Source organism: Tenacibaculum sp. IB213877 (genome assembly GCF_034043975.1).
GTDB lineage: Bacteria > Bacteroidota > Bacteroidia > Flavobacteriales > Flavobacteriaceae > Polaribacter.
The window spans coordinates 70905-88757 of sequence record NZ_JAXCHH010000005.1 but is presented as its reverse complement, the minus strand read 5'-3'; the positions used below and the strand labels follow the sequence as shown (position 1 = coordinate 88757).

Annotated in this window: 15 protein-coding genes; 1 reads left to right on the top strand and 14 read right to left on the bottom strand. The window is 30.4% G+C overall.

Annotation, left to right across the window (positions count from 1 at the left end; all coding sequences use genetic code 11):
• Nucleotides 1–436: 436 nt before the first annotated feature.
• From SLH33_RS06295 to rnpA, 8 genes are read right to left on the bottom strand one after another with little or no spacing between them, the layout of a single operon-like run.
• On the bottom strand, nucleotides 437–1504 hold the full coding sequence (locus SLH33_RS06295; protein WP_320418233.1) for a hypothetical protein: 1068 nt from the start codon (nucleotides 1502–1504) through the stop codon (nucleotides 437–439).
• Nucleotides 1485–2549, bottom strand: coding sequence for a glycosyltransferase (locus SLH33_RS06290; RefSeq protein WP_320418232.1), 1065 nt, complete (start codon nucleotides 2547–2549; stop codon nucleotides 1485–1487). Before SLH33_RS06290 ends, SLH33_RS06295 begins: the two co-directional genes overlap by 20 nt.
• 2 nt (nucleotides 2550–2551) lie before the next feature.
• Nucleotides 2552–3856, bottom strand: coding sequence for an MATE family efflux transporter (locus SLH33_RS06285; protein WP_320418231.1), 1305 nt, complete (start codon nucleotides 3854–3856; stop codon nucleotides 2552–2554).
• A gap of 3 nt (nucleotides 3857–3859) precedes the next feature.
• Nucleotides 3860–4396, bottom strand: coding sequence for a dTDP-4-dehydrorhamnose 3,5-epimerase (gene rfbC / locus SLH33_RS06280; RefSeq protein ID WP_320418230.1), 537 nt, complete (start codon nucleotides 4394–4396; stop codon nucleotides 3860–3862).
• A 13-nt stretch (nucleotides 4397–4409) separates the two neighbouring features.
• Entirely contained in the window at nucleotides 4410–5444 is a 1035-nt protein-coding gene (locus tag SLH33_RS06275) for a hypothetical protein (RefSeq protein WP_320418229.1), read from the bottom strand.
• 22 nt (nucleotides 5445–5466) lie between these two features.
• Nucleotides 5467–7146 carry a DUF6909 family protein gene (locus tag SLH33_RS06270; RefSeq protein ID WP_320418228.1) on the bottom strand — a complete coding sequence of 560 codons (1680 nt, stop codon included), beginning with the start codon at nucleotides 7144–7146 and terminating at the stop codon, nucleotides 5467–5469.
• 42 nt (nucleotides 7147–7188) lie between these two features.
• Nucleotides 7189–8814, bottom strand: coding sequence for a S41 family peptidase (locus tag SLH33_RS06265; protein ID WP_320418227.1), 1626 nt, complete (start codon nucleotides 8812–8814; stop codon nucleotides 7189–7191).
• On the bottom strand, nucleotides 8801–9187 hold the full coding sequence (gene rnpA / locus SLH33_RS06260; protein WP_320418226.1) for a ribonuclease P protein component: 387 nt from the start codon (nucleotides 9185–9187) through the stop codon (nucleotides 8801–8803). Before rnpA ends, SLH33_RS06265 begins: the two co-directional genes overlap by 14 nt.
• A 69-nt stretch (nucleotides 9188–9256) precedes the next feature.
• On the opposite strand from rnpA, the gene SLH33_RS06255 reads away from it, so the two are divergent.
• On the top strand, nucleotides 9257–10435 hold the full coding sequence (locus SLH33_RS06255; protein ID WP_320418225.1) for an acyl-CoA dehydrogenase family protein: 1179 nt from the start codon (nucleotides 9257–9259) through the stop codon (nucleotides 10433–10435).
• A gap of 3 nt (nucleotides 10436–10438) precedes the next feature.
• Here the strand turns inward: SLH33_RS06255 and SLH33_RS06250 are convergent, their stop codons facing one another.
• The 6 genes from SLH33_RS06250 to SLH33_RS06225 all read right to left on the bottom strand — a co-directional run bounded on the left by SLH33_RS06250 (nucleotide 10439) and on the right by SLH33_RS06225 (nucleotide 17673).
• Nucleotides 10439–11089 (bottom strand): hypothetical protein, encoded by a 651-nt coding sequence (locus SLH33_RS06250; RefSeq protein WP_320418224.1) that lies wholly within the window; start codon nucleotides 11087–11089, stop codon nucleotides 10439–10441.
• A gap of 9 nt (nucleotides 11090–11098) precedes the next feature.
• Nucleotides 11099–11641: a pyridoxamine 5'-phosphate oxidase family protein gene (locus SLH33_RS06245; RefSeq protein WP_320418223.1), complete on the bottom strand. Its 543-nt coding sequence runs from the start codon at nucleotides 11639–11641 to the stop codon at nucleotides 11099–11101.
• A gap of 126 nt (nucleotides 11642–11767) precedes the next feature.
• On the bottom strand, nucleotides 11768–13249 hold the full coding sequence (gene glpK, locus SLH33_RS06240; protein WP_320418222.1) for a glycerol kinase GlpK: 1482 nt from the start codon (nucleotides 13247–13249) through the stop codon (nucleotides 11768–11770).
• A gap of 857 nt (nucleotides 13250–14106) precedes the next feature.
• Nucleotides 14107–14784, bottom strand: coding sequence for a response regulator (locus SLH33_RS06235; protein ID WP_320418221.1), 678 nt, complete (start codon nucleotides 14782–14784; stop codon nucleotides 14107–14109).
• Nucleotides 14777–16615 carry an ATP-binding protein gene (locus SLH33_RS06230; protein ID WP_320418220.1) on the bottom strand — a complete coding sequence of 613 codons (1839 nt, stop codon included), beginning with the start codon at nucleotides 16613–16615 and terminating at the stop codon, nucleotides 14777–14779. The genes SLH33_RS06235 and SLH33_RS06230 overlap by 8 nt, the downstream gene beginning before the upstream one ends.
• 527 nt (nucleotides 16616–17142) lie before the next feature.
• Complete coding sequence (locus SLH33_RS06225; RefSeq protein WP_320418219.1) at nucleotides 17143–17673, bottom strand: RNA methyltransferase; 531 nt, start codon at nucleotides 17671–17673, stop codon at nucleotides 17143–17145.
• Between the last annotated feature and the right edge of the window lie 180 nt (nucleotides 17674–17853).

The following is a 17853-nucleotide window of genomic DNA, read 5'->3' as shown; positions in this document are numbered from 1 at the left end:
AAGAGGAATTAACAGAAAATAGATGAAAATTTCTAAACCTTTTAAAATAGGATAAAATATTATAAGGTTAAAAGTTATTAATAAAAATAAGTAAGCAAAAAGCTTTTCATACTTAAAATTATCATTCGTTTTTAATTTATTAATATTCTTTGTTTTGTATTGGCAAAACAAAAATAATAGCAAAATAATTAGAACTACTTTAAAAACTTCACCAAAAAAAACCGATGAAAATATTAGCAAATAAAAATGTATGTTAAAAAACGAGGTTGGAGTTATTTTATTTTTAATAACGTTCCAAAATAAAAAAAGACTAATACCTATAATTCCGGTTAAATTAAAAATAAACCAATCTTCAAAAGAAAATACAACTAAAAAAAATAACAGTATAATTAATAAATGATGATTTTTAACTTCTTTCAATATGTTTAGTTTGTTATTAAAGCTCATTCTTCTTTTTAAATGTATCGTAGTATAAAGCGTAATAAATAATCGGAAATATCCCCATTTTATGTCTAATTGCTGAGCCTAAATCGGGTTCAAAAACACCCTGAACAATAAAAAATGAAAAGAGAATATAAAAAATCCATATTTCAGAATTATCTATTATGCCTTCTTTAAAACATCGTTCATATCGAATAAACAATATAATAAACAAAAGCAATTGCCAAAAAACAAAAGCAATTATTTGAGGAGATAAAATATGCTTAAAGCCATTTATAGGTAGGTTTATTGAAAAGAATCCATAAACAATTCCGAATGACTCACCATACCATGAATCTGTTTTTATTGGTGATGTAATAGCAGAATTATTTGCAACACCATTTTTTCTTGATTCGTTATAGCTTTCACGTGTTTTTTGAGAGATAAACTCTCCTTTTACAACACCATAACTTAACGATACTGAGATAGCAACAAGTAATCCATAAAAGATGGTTGCTATATTTTTATTTTTAATATTGGTTTTACTGATAAGGTAAAAGACTACACTTAAGAAAGCAATTAGTAAGTAGTATTCTCTAAAAAAATATCCGAAAAAAATTAATAAAAGTAATGTAGTTATAACAGTTCTTGATAGGTTGTGTTTGTTTTTTTTAAAGAGTAAAACAATTGTAGCTATATAGACAATATTAATAAACTCTTTTGTAGGCATGCATAAAAAGATGCCTATTAGTATAAAGCTAAGATAACTGATGAGGTTTTTAGCTGTTGTTTTATGGAAGTTTTTAGGAATACCTATTTTAAAAATTAAATAAATAGCAATACTAAATTGAATAAGACCAATTATCGAAAAAGACAAGTGTTTTAGACCTGTTAAATGGTAAAACATAATAGCAAAAGGATAGCTTCCTCTCCATCCAATTTCATTGTATCTGTCAAATAATATGGTAGGAGTATCGAAAAAAAAACGTTCTGGTAAAAAAAACACGCCCAAAATTGCAATTACTAAACCTAAAAAGGAAAAGAATAAAAAAGTCAAAGTGCTTTTATGTGCTTTTAGGCTCATTGTTTTTTATTATTGTTTCTATATTTTTTGCTGTGTTTTTCCATGATAAAACAGCTTTTTTTTGGTGTAGCAATTTAGCTATTTCAAAGTTTTTTTCAGTACTTGAAAACACTTCTTTTATTGAAGCTGATAATTCTTCTTTATTGGGATTACACCAATACCCCTCATTTTTATTAAGTTGTTCAGAGAACCCGCCAACTTTAGTGCAAATCATAGGTAATTCAGCAAAAACCCCCAAAGTAATTACTCCAGATTGAGTTGCTTCGGTATATGGGAGCACCAATGCATTAGCCCAAGACAATAAATCTCCAATTTCTTCGTCAGAAAGATGTTTATCTATAAGTTCTATTTTATAATGATTTTTAATTTTTAACGGATAAAGAGTTTTTCCTGCAATTATCAATTTATCGAAATATGCTTCAGAAGCTATAGCGCTTTCTAATAATAATTCTATTCCTTTATATTTATCAATACGTCCTAAAAAAAGTAAGTTTTTACTCTTCGGATTTCTCTTTTTTAAATCGACATACTCATTTTCAATTATTGGATGTGGAACGATGCTGTTTTTTTTAAAAATTTTTAAGGTGTTGAAAACCTTTTCTTTTACATGTTGAGTTAAGAAAATTAATTCCGTTGCCTTTTTAATTCTGATGTTTGAAAGCGACTGAGTTATAAAATTTCGTTCTCCAATATGTAATATTCCATCGTGTACCGTAAAAATGATTTTTTTATTCATCAATTTAAATAGAAGAATAAAAGGAATATCCCAAAAGTGTTTGTAAGGTAGATACAGTACTGTATAATGATTAACTATTTTTGGTAAAAACTTCAGTAAAAGAAATGGTAAAACAAAGACTGTATTAAAGAGAAAAGAAAACTTGTTATGATAGGTAGTTACTTCGATGCTATTTTTCACTTCTTTTTTTACATTTCTATTTTTAGAAATTAGAATATCAAAATTAACACTTAGGTTTTTTGAAATATTTTCAGCATAGGTTGGTAAGGAACCTGTTCGCCCTAAAGAGAGAATTAACACTTTTTCCATAATTAATGAACTAGCATTATAATCTTGTCTTTTATGTAAACAACAAGTGCAGAAACAACATTCCAAAATAACAGACTACAACTAAAAGCAATTGCAGCACCAGTCATACCATATGGTGGAATCAAATACCAATTCAACAACAAGTTGATAATTACAGCTATAATCAATATATTTTGAAAATATTTTTGCTTACCCGTCATGTTTAAATATACAGCTAAAGACCCAAATAAAGTGCAACCTCCTTGAGTAACGACCATAATAATTAGTGCGTTACTTGAAGTAACATATTCATTACCAAACAAATTAAGTAAGTATTTGTTAAAAAGGATAATAATTAAGGTTATAGGAATTGATGCTAAAACCATTAATCGAGAACTTTGTTTTAAAAGATTTGATAATTCTTTCTTTTTATTAGCGCTATATAATTCGGCAATTTTTGAAGATACATTGATGTTGATAGTATTTATTATTAAAGCAAGAATTAGAACAAATTTTAATGCAACACTATAAAAAGCAACAGTTTCGTTTCCTTTAAACTTTTTTAATAAGACAATATCAAAACTTTGTAATAAAAAAAAAGCCATTCCGCTGATGGCCATGGGGTATGATATTTTAATTACATTTTTTAAGGAATATGTTTTGTTGGTTCTTGAAGTAGAGGTTAATTTTTTAAATTTTAAGAACAAAATTGTGGTAGATATTATAGCTATTAAAACGAACCCCAATAAAAAGACTTTTATAAGTAAATCATGTTGGTTAGTTATATTTAAAATAACAGCTCCAAATAGTAAGGGTAAATACTTTACAATGTTTCTGAAAACTTCTGAAAGTGAAACTAATTTAATAGCTCTTAAAACTTCTGTATTAAGAATAGATATGCTATAAAAAAAGAGAATAGCAGATGAAGATAATAATGTGGAGTAAACATTATCTTCAAAAAAAGTATTGATACTATTTTTTTTGATAATCAAAAAAAATAACAGGACAACTATTGCACCTACAAATAAAATAGAAATCATTTTTTTATAAACTATTTTAATTTCCGACAAATTATTTTCACTTATTAATATACCTGAAAAAAAAAGAATAGAATGTTCAGTTCCGAGTAATGCTAAACTACCAAAAACTAATAAAAAAGTTCTAACAAAATCATATTTACCAACAATATCTACTGAAAAATTATTGGTTATATAAAGTGTAGTGACAAATAACAGCCCTATTCCTAAAAAACGTAATATGAAAACAATCAGTGTTTTTTGAGTAAGATTATTGTCAAGTGAAGGAATATTTTTTTTAAAAAAACTCAAGAGTTACAGATTTAAAAATGGAAGCTTTTTATCTTTTTCAGAAAGCTGAATTTCATCTTCAGTAAGCAACCAATCAATATTTAGGTTAGGGTCATTGTATATAATTCCTCCTTCTGATTCCGGATGATAATAATTGTCACATTTATAGGCAAAAATAGTATTATCCTCCAAAACAGCATATCCATGAGCAAATCCTCTTGGAATAAAGAATTGTTTTTTATTTTCCCCTGAAAGTTCAATGGAGAAATATTTTCCATAGGTCTCAGAATTTGGTCGTATATCTACAGCGACATCTAAAACTTTACCTTTAACTACTCTCACCAACTTTGCTTGTGCAAATTTATCTTTTTGAAAATGTAAACCTCTTAAAACACCTCTGTTAGAAAAAGCCTCGTTATCTTGAACAAAAGAAACATCTAAGCCTGTTCTTTCTTTGAAAGTATTTGCATTAAACGTTTCATAGAAATATCCTCTATGATCTCCAAAAACTTTGGGTTCAATTACAAAGCATCCTTTTAAATATGTTTCTTCAACAATCATTCACAAAAAGAAATTAGCTTTTATAACTTTCTAAGTACTTATTAAGCTTTCGTAAAAGTAAAAACAAAACCATTCCAAGAGCTCCTAAAACAGCCAGCTGAAATGTATAATTTCTTTGAATTTCTTTAATTTGATGACCAACGGGTTGGAAATTTGAAATCACATTTATTATTTCTGATTTTTCAGATAAATCTTCACTAATATCTTTTAAATCCTCACTTAAAGTGGCATTAGTTTTAAAAAGTTCAAGTTCTCGGCTTATCCCTTTTTGACTTCCCATATCAATTTGGGTTCCTGAAGAGGTCTTTTTAGCCTCTTCTAGTAGTACTTTTTTATAAATATTATGTAAGGAATCTGCTTGAGTCAAGTTTTTCAAAAGCAAAGAATTTGTTCTTTCTAAGTTTTCTTGATTTAATTTTTTTAAGTTTTTGAAATATGAATTTTCTGTTATGGAAGAAATTATAGTTTTACTGAGTTTTTGAAAAACATTATTTTGAGTGGCTACAACCCTTATATCATGTACATTATAATCATAATTTGTAAATGAACTTTTAAACTGATCAAAAGAAAAACTTTTTACAGTTAGAGTATCTATAGATAGAATTAATTCATCATAAGCTGTAACAATATCATTATTATTTATTATTGGGTTAATTTCAAACTTTTTTAAAGATCGGGCATCAACTATAGAGATATCAAATGTTTCTACTAATAAAACAGTATCTTTTTGTTTAACCAGATCGTTATAATAGTTAATGTTGTTGTATAGCTGTCTTGAGCTTTTAAAATTGGGTTTAACTAATAAATGAGCTTCATATTTAGCTTCAGAATTAAAGTGGACAAACAAGCCTATTATTCCACCAATTAATGCAGAAGCACCAATTTTTAAGAGATTTGATTTTAAAAATAATAAGACTTGAATGAAGAAATTGAAAATTCCTTTAAAAATTTGACCAATAAAATGAAATAATTTTGAAAAACCTTTACCTATTAAAATAAATAAAGAACCTAAATCTACTTCTTCGTTGTCTTTCTTTTCGTTTGACATTGTTGATGTGAATTATTTCAGATTAAAAAATTTGCTCTAATATTTTTTGTGTAATTGCATAAGTTGGGGTTACACCGCTCATTCCTAGACCTCCTGAAGCTAATGTTGCTCCTGTTTCTAAAGGATTATCTGAAGCATAATAAGCATAACGAACTTTTACATTTTCGTTAATATTACCTCTAATTCGTGAAGCTGATTGTATTGCTTTTTGGTAATGGGCACCTTCCATTTCTAATCCAATTACATTCCAAGTTGAATCATGGAAGAATTTTAATAGATCTTTATTTTGTAATGAAGTTCCTAATACGGTAACCATGGCACCATCAAATACTCTTACGCCAAAGCCTTCTAAATCTTGTTTTGAAAGTTCATTTTTAAAAGGATAATTATCAGCAGTTCCTTCAAAAATATGAGAAGTAGGAATCATAATATCTCCTTTACCGCCTTCTAAAATTCCTGCTTTACCCATAATAGAAACAGACTCTACATTTAAATGAATAGTTTCATCATCTGTTTTGTAAGGTTTGAGCAATTCATCCATGGTTTCATAGGCTTGCTCACCAAAAGCATAATCCATTACAATAATTACAGGCTTTTTATCAGAAGAATTTACTTTTTTAAATTCGGTTTTATCTAAATCAATTTTATCAGTATCAATTACTTGAACATTAATGTTTGTTCCTGATCGATCTTTTATATATACCAATCCGTTTTCTGAAGCATGTTTTTTAACAGCCCCTTGCAAACTCTCACTATTAGGGTTACTTAAAAGCTCAAATAATTTAAACCCACCGTTTTTACCAGCTTCATTTGGTAACGCATTTTTAGCATAAATGGTGTTCATTACGCTATGCATGTTGGCGCTAATAATATGAATTGGACGATTAATTAAATCGTTATCATACAATACTTTTTTGATATCGTTAGCCCAAATTTCACCATAAAAGTGACGGCCAATATCATCAATTAGTACAGAACTGAAATTTATTGATCTTTTTTTGTCTTCAATTTCTTCATTAATGGCTAATTTCCCTAACCAATAAATTAAATGAAAGAATCTATCCGGATTTTTCTGTGTTGAAAAAGTATTGTAAGAATGATACACCTCGTCATATGTTCTTCCTAAAATACTTCCTAAATGGACTACTAAAACATCACGTTCATTATCCGTAAGCTTTTTGTTATAAATTACGGTTTCTTCCAGATTTTTCCATTCTCTTGTGGTGTCTTTCCCGTCATTTATTAATACTCTATCTTTAATTTTATGAGATTCAATAAACAAAAAAGTTAAGTGTGTAAGAATATCATAGATTTCCGATCTACCACGCGTAATTTCAATAATCATTTGATCTTTATCAATACGGTAGCAGTTTCTTCTACGTTTAGGCGGAATAATAGGGGTGAAATTAGCATTTCTATATCCTTCATCAGCAGTTAAGGTAATGAACTGACATTCTTCAATACCTTCTGGCAAACGCTCAATAACATAAGTAAGTCCGTTTAGCTCAGTTTTGTTTTCAGCAATAGAACCATAAATTTCTGGACGTAATAATAATAAAGATTTGCGCAAAGTTTCTCCAGAAACACCCATAGGTTTATAGAAACCACGGGTAAATAAATGGCGCATTGAAATGTATAGTTTTTCAATGGCGTTGGTTGATTCTTGTGCGCGAGTACGTTCTTTTTGAATTGGTCTTGACATAAATATTTTTAAAGGTCAAAGATACAAATTATGACGTTGTCTTTACCTGCCTAAAATTTTATTGTATTGTGAAGAATTATTAAGCAAATCCACAGCTTTTTTTATTGTTGCATCGTTTTTTAAATGGTGTTGAAAAACTCCTTTTTCATAAAAATATTGTTCTAAAATTTCATCTTGGATTTTTGAAATTAAAACATCTTCATTTTTTGAAATTTCAGCTACTTTTTCTGTTCTTAATTTTGTTAAGATTTGATTGTACTCTGATGAAATTTGATTGTTTTTTTCTACCGATTTATATGCATCATGGAATAACTTTTCTTGTTTGGTTACAAAAGAGGTATCCTTGTGTATCAAGAAATTTTTAAACTCATTAAAGTCTGTTGGAGTGAAAGAATAAGCATCAATATTTGTAGTGGGATAATTTCTTACATATTCTGTAGCAAAGTAAAAAATAGCTTTTGAAGAAAGTAGCTCTTCTGTTTCTTCGGTTTTTTCAGAAAAAGGAATTTTTACATCAGGGGTAACTCCACCTCCATCGTAAACTGTTCTTCCATTGGCTGTTTTAAATGAATTAATTACTCCGTCAGAAAATTTAGGAACTTTACCAGTTTTAGCATCTCTGTTTGCATAGTCTAATTCCTGAATACAACGTCCGCTTGGAGTATAATACTTAGAAATAGTAGCTTTCATTTGAGTACCATAATTTAACTCAAAATAACGTTGTACTAATCCTTTTCCAAAAGAACGTTCACCCATAATTACAGCTCTGTCATAATCCTGTAATGCTCCTGAAACAATTTCTGAAGCCGAAGCAGAACGTCCGTCAATCAATACAACAATAGGAATGTCTAAATCTAAACCTTCTTTATTAGTATTGTATGTTCTTGAATTGGCTTGGGTTTTACCACGAGTATCCACCACTTTTTTTCCTTTAGGAATAAAAATATTGGTAATATTTATTGCATCAAATAAAGAACCACCAGGGTTGCTTCTTAAGTCAAAAATTAACTTTTTCATGCCTTTTTCTTTTAAAGAAAAAAAAGCATTTTTAACATCTTCGGTAGATTTACCACTAGTAAATTGGGTCAATACAATATAACCAGTATCTTCATTAACCATGTCAAAAAACGGAACCGGATTCACAATTACCTTGTCTAATTTCAGATTAAAGTCCATTTTTTTTCCAGCTCTATTGATTTGCATGGAAATAGGAGTGTTTGGAATTCCTTTTAATACTTGTGACAGTAAGTCTTTTTCCAGTCCACCTAAATTTTGATTATTTACTTGCGTAATAATGTCTCCTGCCTTTAAACCAGCTTTATCGGCAGTAAAACCTTCCTTAATGGTTGCAATAACAATTCCGTCTTTAGAATAAAATGAAGAAATACCAATACCTCCATATTCACCTTCACGTCTTATACGAGCATCTTCCATTTGTTGCTCATTGTAAAAACGAGTGTAAGGATCAAGGTTTTCTAATGTATTGTTAATTGCTTTTTTGGTAATATCACCAGGATTGATTTCATCAATATAATTCATGTTCAAGGTCTTGAACAGATTGTTATAGATTTCAATTTGTTTGGCTATTTCAAAAAAACGCGATTGAAACGAAAACGAAATTGCAATTAATCCTAGGAAGCCTAAAAGGATAAGTTTATTCTTGTTCATCTTTCAAAATTTCTTCAACAAAAAGGGATAGTAATTTACTCATTTTCTTTTCAATATCAGCATATTTCCATTCCTCTTTTGCAAGATAAGAAATCATGAACACATAAGGTTTGTTTACCGAGTCATAAACGGTAAACTTTTGTTTACGATAAGCCTCACGTAACAAGCGTTTAATACGGTTTCTATCTACCGCTCGTTTAAAATTTCTTTTGGGTACAGAAACGCCTACTTGAGCAGGAAAATCAGAGGTGTGTTCGGTTTGTAAATACACCATCCTTAAAGGAAAAACTTTTACGGTTTTTCCCTCGGTATATAATCTTCCTATAAGCTTTCTGCTTTTTAAACGTTCTTCTTTCCCTAAGGTAAATTTCATCACTACAAACATACGCAAACAGATGGGAAAAACGCTTTTTTTGGCTATTTTTGAGGAAAATCAATTTTAATGAAAACCGACTTATTTCAAGCACCAGATTACTATAATATTGATGATTTATTAACGGATGAACATAAATTAGTACGTAACAGTGCGCGTGATTGGGTGAAGAAAAACCTATCGCCAATTATTGAAGAATATGCTCAACGATCAGAGTTTCCGAAAGTTTTAGTAAATGGTTTGGCAGAAGTTGGAGCTTTTGGAGCATATATTCCTACGGAATATGGTGGAGCAGGATTAGATCAAATTTCCTACGGATTGATCATGCAGGAGTTGGAAAGAGGCGATAGCGGAATCCGATCGACAGCATCGGTACAATCGTCTTTGGTAATGGGGCCAATTTATAACTACGGAAGCGAAGCACAGCGTAAAAAATACTTACCCAAATTAGCTTCAGGAGAATGGATTGGCAGCTTTGGATTGACAGAACCGAACCACGGAAGCAACCCTGGCAGTATGGAAACCAAGTTTAAAGATATGGGTGACCATTATTTGCTAAACGGAGCAAAAATGTGGATTTCTAACTCACCAATTTGTGATGTAGCTGTGGTTTGGGCAAAAAATGAAGAAGGGCGTATTCATGGTTTACTTGTTGAAAGAGGAATGGAAGGTTTTTCTACTCCAGAAACCAAAAATAAATGGTCGTTGCGAGCATCCATTACAGGAGAGTTGATTTTTAATAATGTTAAAGTTCCGAAAGAGAATTTATTACCTGGTAAATCGGGGTTAGGTGCACCATTATTGTGTTTAGATTCTGCGCGCTACGGAATTGCTTGGGGAGCCATTGGAGCTGCTATGGATTGTTACGATACGGCACTTCGTTATGCAAAAGAACGAATACAATTTGGTAAACCGATTGGACAGTTTCAGTTGCAACAGAAAAAACTAGCTGAAATGATCACCGAAATCACTAAAGCACAATTATTAGCATGGAGATTAGGAACATTGAAAAACGAAGGTAAGGCGACCTCAGCACAAATTTCTATGGCGAAAAGAAACAATGTAGCAATGGCTTTGAACACCGCTAGAGAAGCACGTCAAATATTAGGCGCTATGGGAATTTCTGGTGAATATTCTATTATGCGACATGCTATGAACCTTGAAAGTGTAATTACTTATGAAGGAACACATGATGTTCACTTACTAATTACAGGTTTGGATATTACAGGATTGAATGCGTTTAAGTAAACATTATTTTGTTTTAAGTTTTTCTATTTCATACCACTTTTGTAAAAGCTGAGTTTTTTTTAGACGTTTGCTTTTTAATTCATTTGAATATTCAAACTCTCTATTTTTGGAATTAATATTTATTTTATGAATATCAATTAATAGGAAGTCTAAAATTTTTTCTTCTAAGATATCAGCAATTTCTTTTAAATCAGCTTTGATAATCTTACCTAATTCTTTGCAGTTTTCATCAGGAATATCATTTATCCTTTTCTTAACATTCTGAAGATAATCTTGTGCAAAAAAAGCTTCTTTTCTAAGATCTTTTTCAAACCAATGCGAGCGAAAATTCGTTGAGTCATAAAACTTTAATAAAAAATTTTCAAATGTTTCTTTTGAATTTAAAATTAAAGGGTAAGTGATAAAGTAATTATTCTCATCAGTTTCTTGGCTAGAAGTTGTTGTTCTCAAAAGCTTAGGAATTTCGAGAAACTCCTCATGTGCTTTTAATCGTTTATCAAAAATTTTCTCTAAAATTTTTAACCTACTTTCTTTAGACTTTAATTTCCAACTAACAAAATTTGAAATAACAACACCAATAAGAACACCTAAAAGCCCTATAATTGGTGTTATTAGATTATTTAATAATTCTATTCTTTCACTGGATATTGACATAAACATTTGTTAATTTTTAATATTTGTTTCTAACCCATCAATACTGGTTTGGTTTTTATCTTTCCAATATTGTTTAATTCCATTTTTTTCCTTTTTTAGTGCCCATTCGTTGAGGTCTTCTCGTTCTCCTTTGTATTCGTAAAACGGTATAGACATTCCGCAGGAAGTTTGCGCGCTTTCTACCGTTACATCAAAAATTTGTCTAGCTCCGGGAATTTCAGGCAATAACGAAGCTAATTCTTCCCAGTTTTTATCGTTTGGTTTTATTTCTCTAGCTTTTCCGTAAATACGCAAAATATTAGGTGCGCCTTCAAAAGCACACATCATTATGGTTATTCTTTCATTTTGATGTACATGAGCAGCAGTTTCATTTCCACTTCCGGTAACATTTAACCAAATAATTCTATTTTCTTCAATAACACGTAAACTATCCATTCCTTTGGGGGAAAGGTTTATTCTCCCTTCAACAGGAGCAGTTGCTACAAAAAATATTTTTTGAGCTTCAATGAACTTTTGAATTCTAGGGGTTATTTTATTGTAGAATTTAGCCATAGTTTTTAAATTTAATTGTTGTCACATCGAGTGAATTTTACAGTTGCAAACGTAAAATTTGTGTTGAGATGTTTAGTTATGGATACTTTTTCTTCATTCTTAGAAAACACTCGAACTGACAAATGTTTAATCAATCCAATTTTTAGTTCTTTCCACTGCTTTTTGCCATTTTTTATACAAACGTTCTCTTTTTTCAGTAGAAAAAGTAGGACTAAATACCTTATCAATAGCTCTGTCTGTAACAATATCTTCCTGTTTCCATAAACCGACACAAATGCCCGCTAAAAAAGAGGCTCCCATAACGGTGGTTTCTACCACTTTTGGTCGCTCTACATTGGTATTTAAAATATCTGCCTGAAACTGCATTAATAGATTATTAGCACAAGCACCTCCATCAACTTTTAACGAAGTTAATTGTACTTCACTATCTTTTTGCATTACGTCTAACACGTCTTTGGTTTGGTAGGCTAAAGAATCTAATGTGGCTTTTATCAAATGGTTTTTACCGGTGTCACGCGTTAAGCCAAAAATAGCACCACGCGCATACATATCCCAATAAGGAGCGCCTAAACCTGCAAAAGCAGGAACCACATATACTGGGTTTTCTCCTTCTACCATTTTTGCAAACACCTCACTTTCTTTTGAATTGTTGATTATCTGCAATCCATCTCGCAACCACTGAATAGCAGCACCCGCCACAAAAACGCTTCCTTCAAGTGCATAATATACTTTGTTGTTAATCCCCCAAGCAATGGTAGTAAGCAAACCGTTTTTTGAATATTCTAAATTTTCACCGGTATTCATCAGCATAAAACAACCCGTTCCGTAGGTGTTTTTAGCTTCTCCTTTTTTAAAACAAGCTTGCCCGAATAACGCAGCTTGTTGATCACCTGCAATTCCTGCAATCGGAATTTTAATTCCATCCAATTCATAGTCTCCAAAATGATGAGAAGAAGGTTTTACTTCGGGTAACATAGCTTTAGGAATGTTGAGCTCTGCTAACAGTTTTTCATCCCAACATAAATTTTTAATATCAAACAACATAGTACGCGAAGCGTTGCTATAATCAGTAGCATGCACTTTTCCGTTAGTTAAGTTCCAAAGCAACCAAGTATCGATAGTTCCGAAAAGCAAATTTCCTTTTTCAGCTTCCTCTTTAGCCCCATCCACATTGTTTAAAATCCAGTTGATTTTGGTGGCAGAAAAGTACGAGTCAATCACCAGTCCGGTTGTAGTTCTTACATGATCTTCAAGCCCTTTTTGTTTTAAAGATTCACAAATATTTGCGGTACGTTTGTCTTGCCAAACAATAGCGTTATAAATAGGTTTTCCTGTGTTTTTGTTCCACACAACGGTAGTTTCTCGTTGGTTGGTAATTCCGATTCCTGCAATTTGTTGAGGTGTGATGTTTGCTTTGGCAATAACTTCTTTTAAAGTTGCTAACTGGGTTTTTAAAATTTCTGAAGGATTATGTTCTACCCAACCTGAATGTGGAAAAATTTGTTCAAATTCTTGTTGTGCCATAGCAACAATTTCTCCTTTTTCATTAACTATTACTGAACGAGAACTGGTTGTTCCTTGGTCTAAGGCTAGAATATATGTACTCATGTAACCAAATTAAAGAAGACAAGTTACTAAAGTTACGGAAATAAAAAAACCTTCCTGAGAATTTCTCAGGAAGGTTTTACCCCTTGATTGTTTTTGCTAGTGCTTTATAGCATAACCTGCTGCCTTACCACACTCGGTAAGCACAGAAATTAAACCATTTAAAGCAGTGCTAGTTTTTTTAATTAAAATCCCCATAATTTTAAATTTTAAAAAATTAATAATCCCCTTTGTGTTTCATAAACACATAGCAAATTTAAATATTGAATAAGCTTTTAGAAAGGGGAAAACCGTAAGATAAAAAGTAATTTTCCGCAAAGATTATTTAATAAAAAGCAAAAAGAAACCTTCTAGTTTAGAGTAACTAGAAGGTTTTCTATCCCCAAAAATATTTAATCCCCATCGTTATTGAAAACGATAGGTCAAAAGTAGTATAGTCATATAATTTTTGAAAGGAAATATCCGTAATTAAAAATGTGGATTTCCGTAGATTACCCGTTAAAATATCTTATATAAAATAAGAAACCTTCTAGCTAGAAGTAACTAGAAGGTGTTCTATCCCCAAAAATATTTAATCCCCATCGTTATTGAAAACGATAAGTCAAAAGTAATACAGCAAAACGGTTTTGAAAAAGGGATATCCGTAATTAAAAATGTGGATTTCCGCAGAAATGAAAATTTAAGAAGTTGGTAATCAACAACAAAAAAGCCTTTAAACATTGTTTAAAGGCTTTTTGCTTTCTAATTCTTTTAACTTTTTCCCACATGAGTTAGTTAACAACTCGGGTCAAAAGTATGAGTAAGTTTATGATTATAAAATGTAAAAACCGCAAATAAAAATGTGGATTTCCGTAAAAGAATTAATCTAACACACCTAACTCTTTAGCTTTTAGTACCAAATCGGTATTATTATTGGCTTGCAAATCGGTACGAAGCTTAGCTAATTTGTTTTCTATAGAGCGTATTTTAACTAAACTACCATCTTCTTTTTTTATAATTCCTTCTAAATTACCAATTTTTGGGTGTTTAGGTAATTCTTTTAAAATTTGAATAGCCACTTCATCCATTTGGATTTCAACCAATGCTCTTTTTAAAAGTTTTTGATGAATATCATGCGTATAATACACTTCACTAGCTAACATTTTTTGAATAGCAAAATTTAACTCAGTTGTATTACAATTTCCTTTTAATAAATAAGCAGAAGGATTTAAATTATGAATTACATTAAAAACCCTGTTAGTTTCTGAATGACCTGTAATTACCCCAATTTTAACATCAATATTTTCTTCTTGTAAGGCTTTTATTAAGGCTTCTCCACCATCTAGTTTCGAATTAGACGTAGCATTATCAAAACTTAAATCGGTAAAAAGTATTTGAAAAGGATTGTCTTGAACACTAGTTTTTATCTTGCTAAAAGCGTCATCGCAAGAATTGGTAGTTTCAATATCTAAACCGTCAATGCTTTTAAGTGCAGATAAAATTCCTTCAATTATTAATTGATGATCATCTACCAACAATATTTTAATTTTTTCAGCCATTTAAAGGGATTTGAATTTGTGTTTTGGTTCCATTACCCACTTCACTCATTATAAAAAACTTTCCTTTTAATTGCTCTACACGCTCTTGAATGTTATGTAGACCAATCCCTTGTTTTTTAACAGAAGTGTCAAAACCAACTCCGTTATCAGTTATCTCCAAAAATACAGATTTTTTATGTACTGAAAAATTTATAGTTATTTGAGTGGCTTGCGCATGTTTTTGACTGTTTTGAATGCTTTCTCTTACACTTAAAAACAGTAATCTTTTTATAGAATTATTAATTTCTGACCATTCTATACCTTTTAGGCCAGTTACTTTAATTTTAAGGTTTGGAGAAAAATAATCACTTACCAAGTTGATGATTTGATCATTAAAAGAAACCTTATCAAAACTGATGCTACTTAATTGATGTGATAAATTACGTACATTATCTTTTACATTTTCTAGTTTTTGAGCCTCTTCAAATAATTGCGATTTCTCTAACCGTTGATGTAATAAACGCAAATCTCCGGCAACCTCATCGTGTAGTGATTTTGCTATTTGTTGTCTTTCATTTTCTCTAGCCTCTTCTTTTTGTAACTGAGCATTATACACTAATTTTCTACGTCTTAATATAAAGAAAGAGATACTTAACCCCAACGCCAATAAACTAGCAATAGCAAATAACCAACCAATAGTAGTTTGTTGTTTATGAAACGATATTTCAGCTTGTTTTTTTTCGTTTTCGGTTTTTAATAAAGTATTTTCTTTTTCTTTTTTATCGGTCTCATACCTAATTTTAGCAAACTGATTTTTTAAACTACGTTCGTGTTGCACTAAGCTATCGTTTAATTGAATATATTCCTGTAAGTATTGATTGGATTCTTTTCCTGTTGTTAGCCATGAAAGTAATTCTAGAGCACCTAGCCAACGTTTGTTGTTATGGGTTTGCTTAGCGTATTGTAAAGCTTCTTTAGCATGAAATAATGCTTTTTTATTTTGGTTTAAATCTTTGTAGTAATTAGAAATATTAATATGTGTTGTACTAACCCCTTTTAAATCATTTAAGGATTTTTTTATATCTAAAACTTTATTGTACTGCTGTATGATTTTTGTGGTATTATCCAATGAGAATTTACTAAAAACTAGATTTTCCAATAGTAAAGCATATTGATCAGAATATTTTTCTTGGATGTTATCAAAAGCTAATCCCTTTTCAAAATAATCTATTGCCTTGTTATGTTCAATTTTTTTCTGGTATAACAAACCTAAATTGTTGATTGCAAATAAAAAATTACGTTGATCTTTTGTTATTTTATTAATGTTAAGGGTCTTATTATAATATTTAATAGCGTCATTTTCTTGGTTTAATTCTTCAGAAATAAGCCCTAAATTATTATATACTCTTTCTAGATATACAGTTGTATTTATAGGCTCTAAATATTCTAAGGCTTCTATAAAACTAATTTCACTTCCCAAATAATCTTTAGCTTCACGTTGTAAAATACCAAGGCTTAACAATCTCCTGCCTACAGCTAGAGAATCATCTAATTTTTTAGAAATATTTTTGGATAAATGATAATAATAAAAAGCACTATCATTGGTATAAGTTAGTTTAGCTTGTAAAGCTTTAAAATGATAGTATTTGGCTAATAAAATTGAATCTTTTGTTTTTTTATGCAAAGAATCAACTTTGGTAGTAATGTGTTGTAATGTGACTAAATCTTTTGCAAAATAAGCTTGCCTACCAGATTCTATCAGCTCTTTTTTAAATATATTAAGAGGTAAGTCTTTTTTTTGAGAAAAAAGAATAGTAGAATAAAAAAGGAACAAAAAAAATAGTTTAGACATTTTTATTGTATAAAAAAACCATCACTTTTCAAAAGTAATGGTTTTAATTATTAGTTTGTATAGAAGCTGCTAGTTTTTATCACCACCATCAGTACCTCCATCACCACCACCAGATCCACCAGTGTTGTCATCTACCCCGTCAGGGCTTAAAACCATTGCTAATTCTTCAAATGTGTATGTATTTTCCATTTTCACAAAATTTAGGATTAATAAATTATATTTTTCCTAAAAGTACGTTTTTACTTGGTAACACAAAATATTTTAACATTACTTTTTAAATTTTGTGATGGTATTTAATAATACTAGCCATTGCGAATGAAATGAAGCAATCTTTAGATTTGGGGTTTTTAATAAAGAGATTACTTCGTCGTTTCACTCCTCGTAAAGACGATTATTTAGAGTGTTTTTATTTTTCAAGAATTATATTTTTTTTACGTCATTGCGAGCATAGCGAAGCAATCTGCTTTTTATAAGTTTTCAATAAAGAGATTACTTCGTTTGTTCCTCTCTCTTGTAATGACAATTTTTTATTTTCTCATTTTAGCAAACAAATCCCATAATACCACACCACAACTCACGGAAATATTTAAGGAATGTTTGGTGCCTAATTGCGGTATTTCAATACAGCTATCCGAAGCAGAAACCACGGATTGTTGCACACCTTTAACTTCATTACCAAAAACCACAGCGTATGTTTGGTTTTCTTTAGGCTCAAACTCATTTAGCATTGTTGAATTTTCAGCCTGCTCAATAGAAAGTACTTTTACGTTCTCTTTTTTTAGTTTTTCAACCAAAGTCAACGTGTCTTCAACATATTCCCAATCCACCGATTCGGTAGCGCCTAAAGCGGTTTTATGAATTTCTTTATTGGGGGGAGTAGCGGTAATTCCGCAGAGATAAATTTTTTCAATTAAAAAAGCATCTGAAGTTCTAAAAACCGAGCCTACATTGTTTAAGCTTCGTACATTATCTAACACCACAAGTAACGGTGTTTTTTCGGTTTGCTTAAACTCATCAACACTTAATCTTCCTAATTCGCTGTTTTTTAGTTTTCTCATGTTTGAGTAGTCTTTAAATAATTATGGTAAGATTACTTCGTCATACTTCCTCGTAATGACTAATTTTTCACGTCATTGCGACTAAAAGGAAGCAATCTGTTCATCAAATAATTAAATGAATTATTTAACAACCATAACACTTTTCATATCTTCGCAAAACTAACTTAAAAAATCCATAAA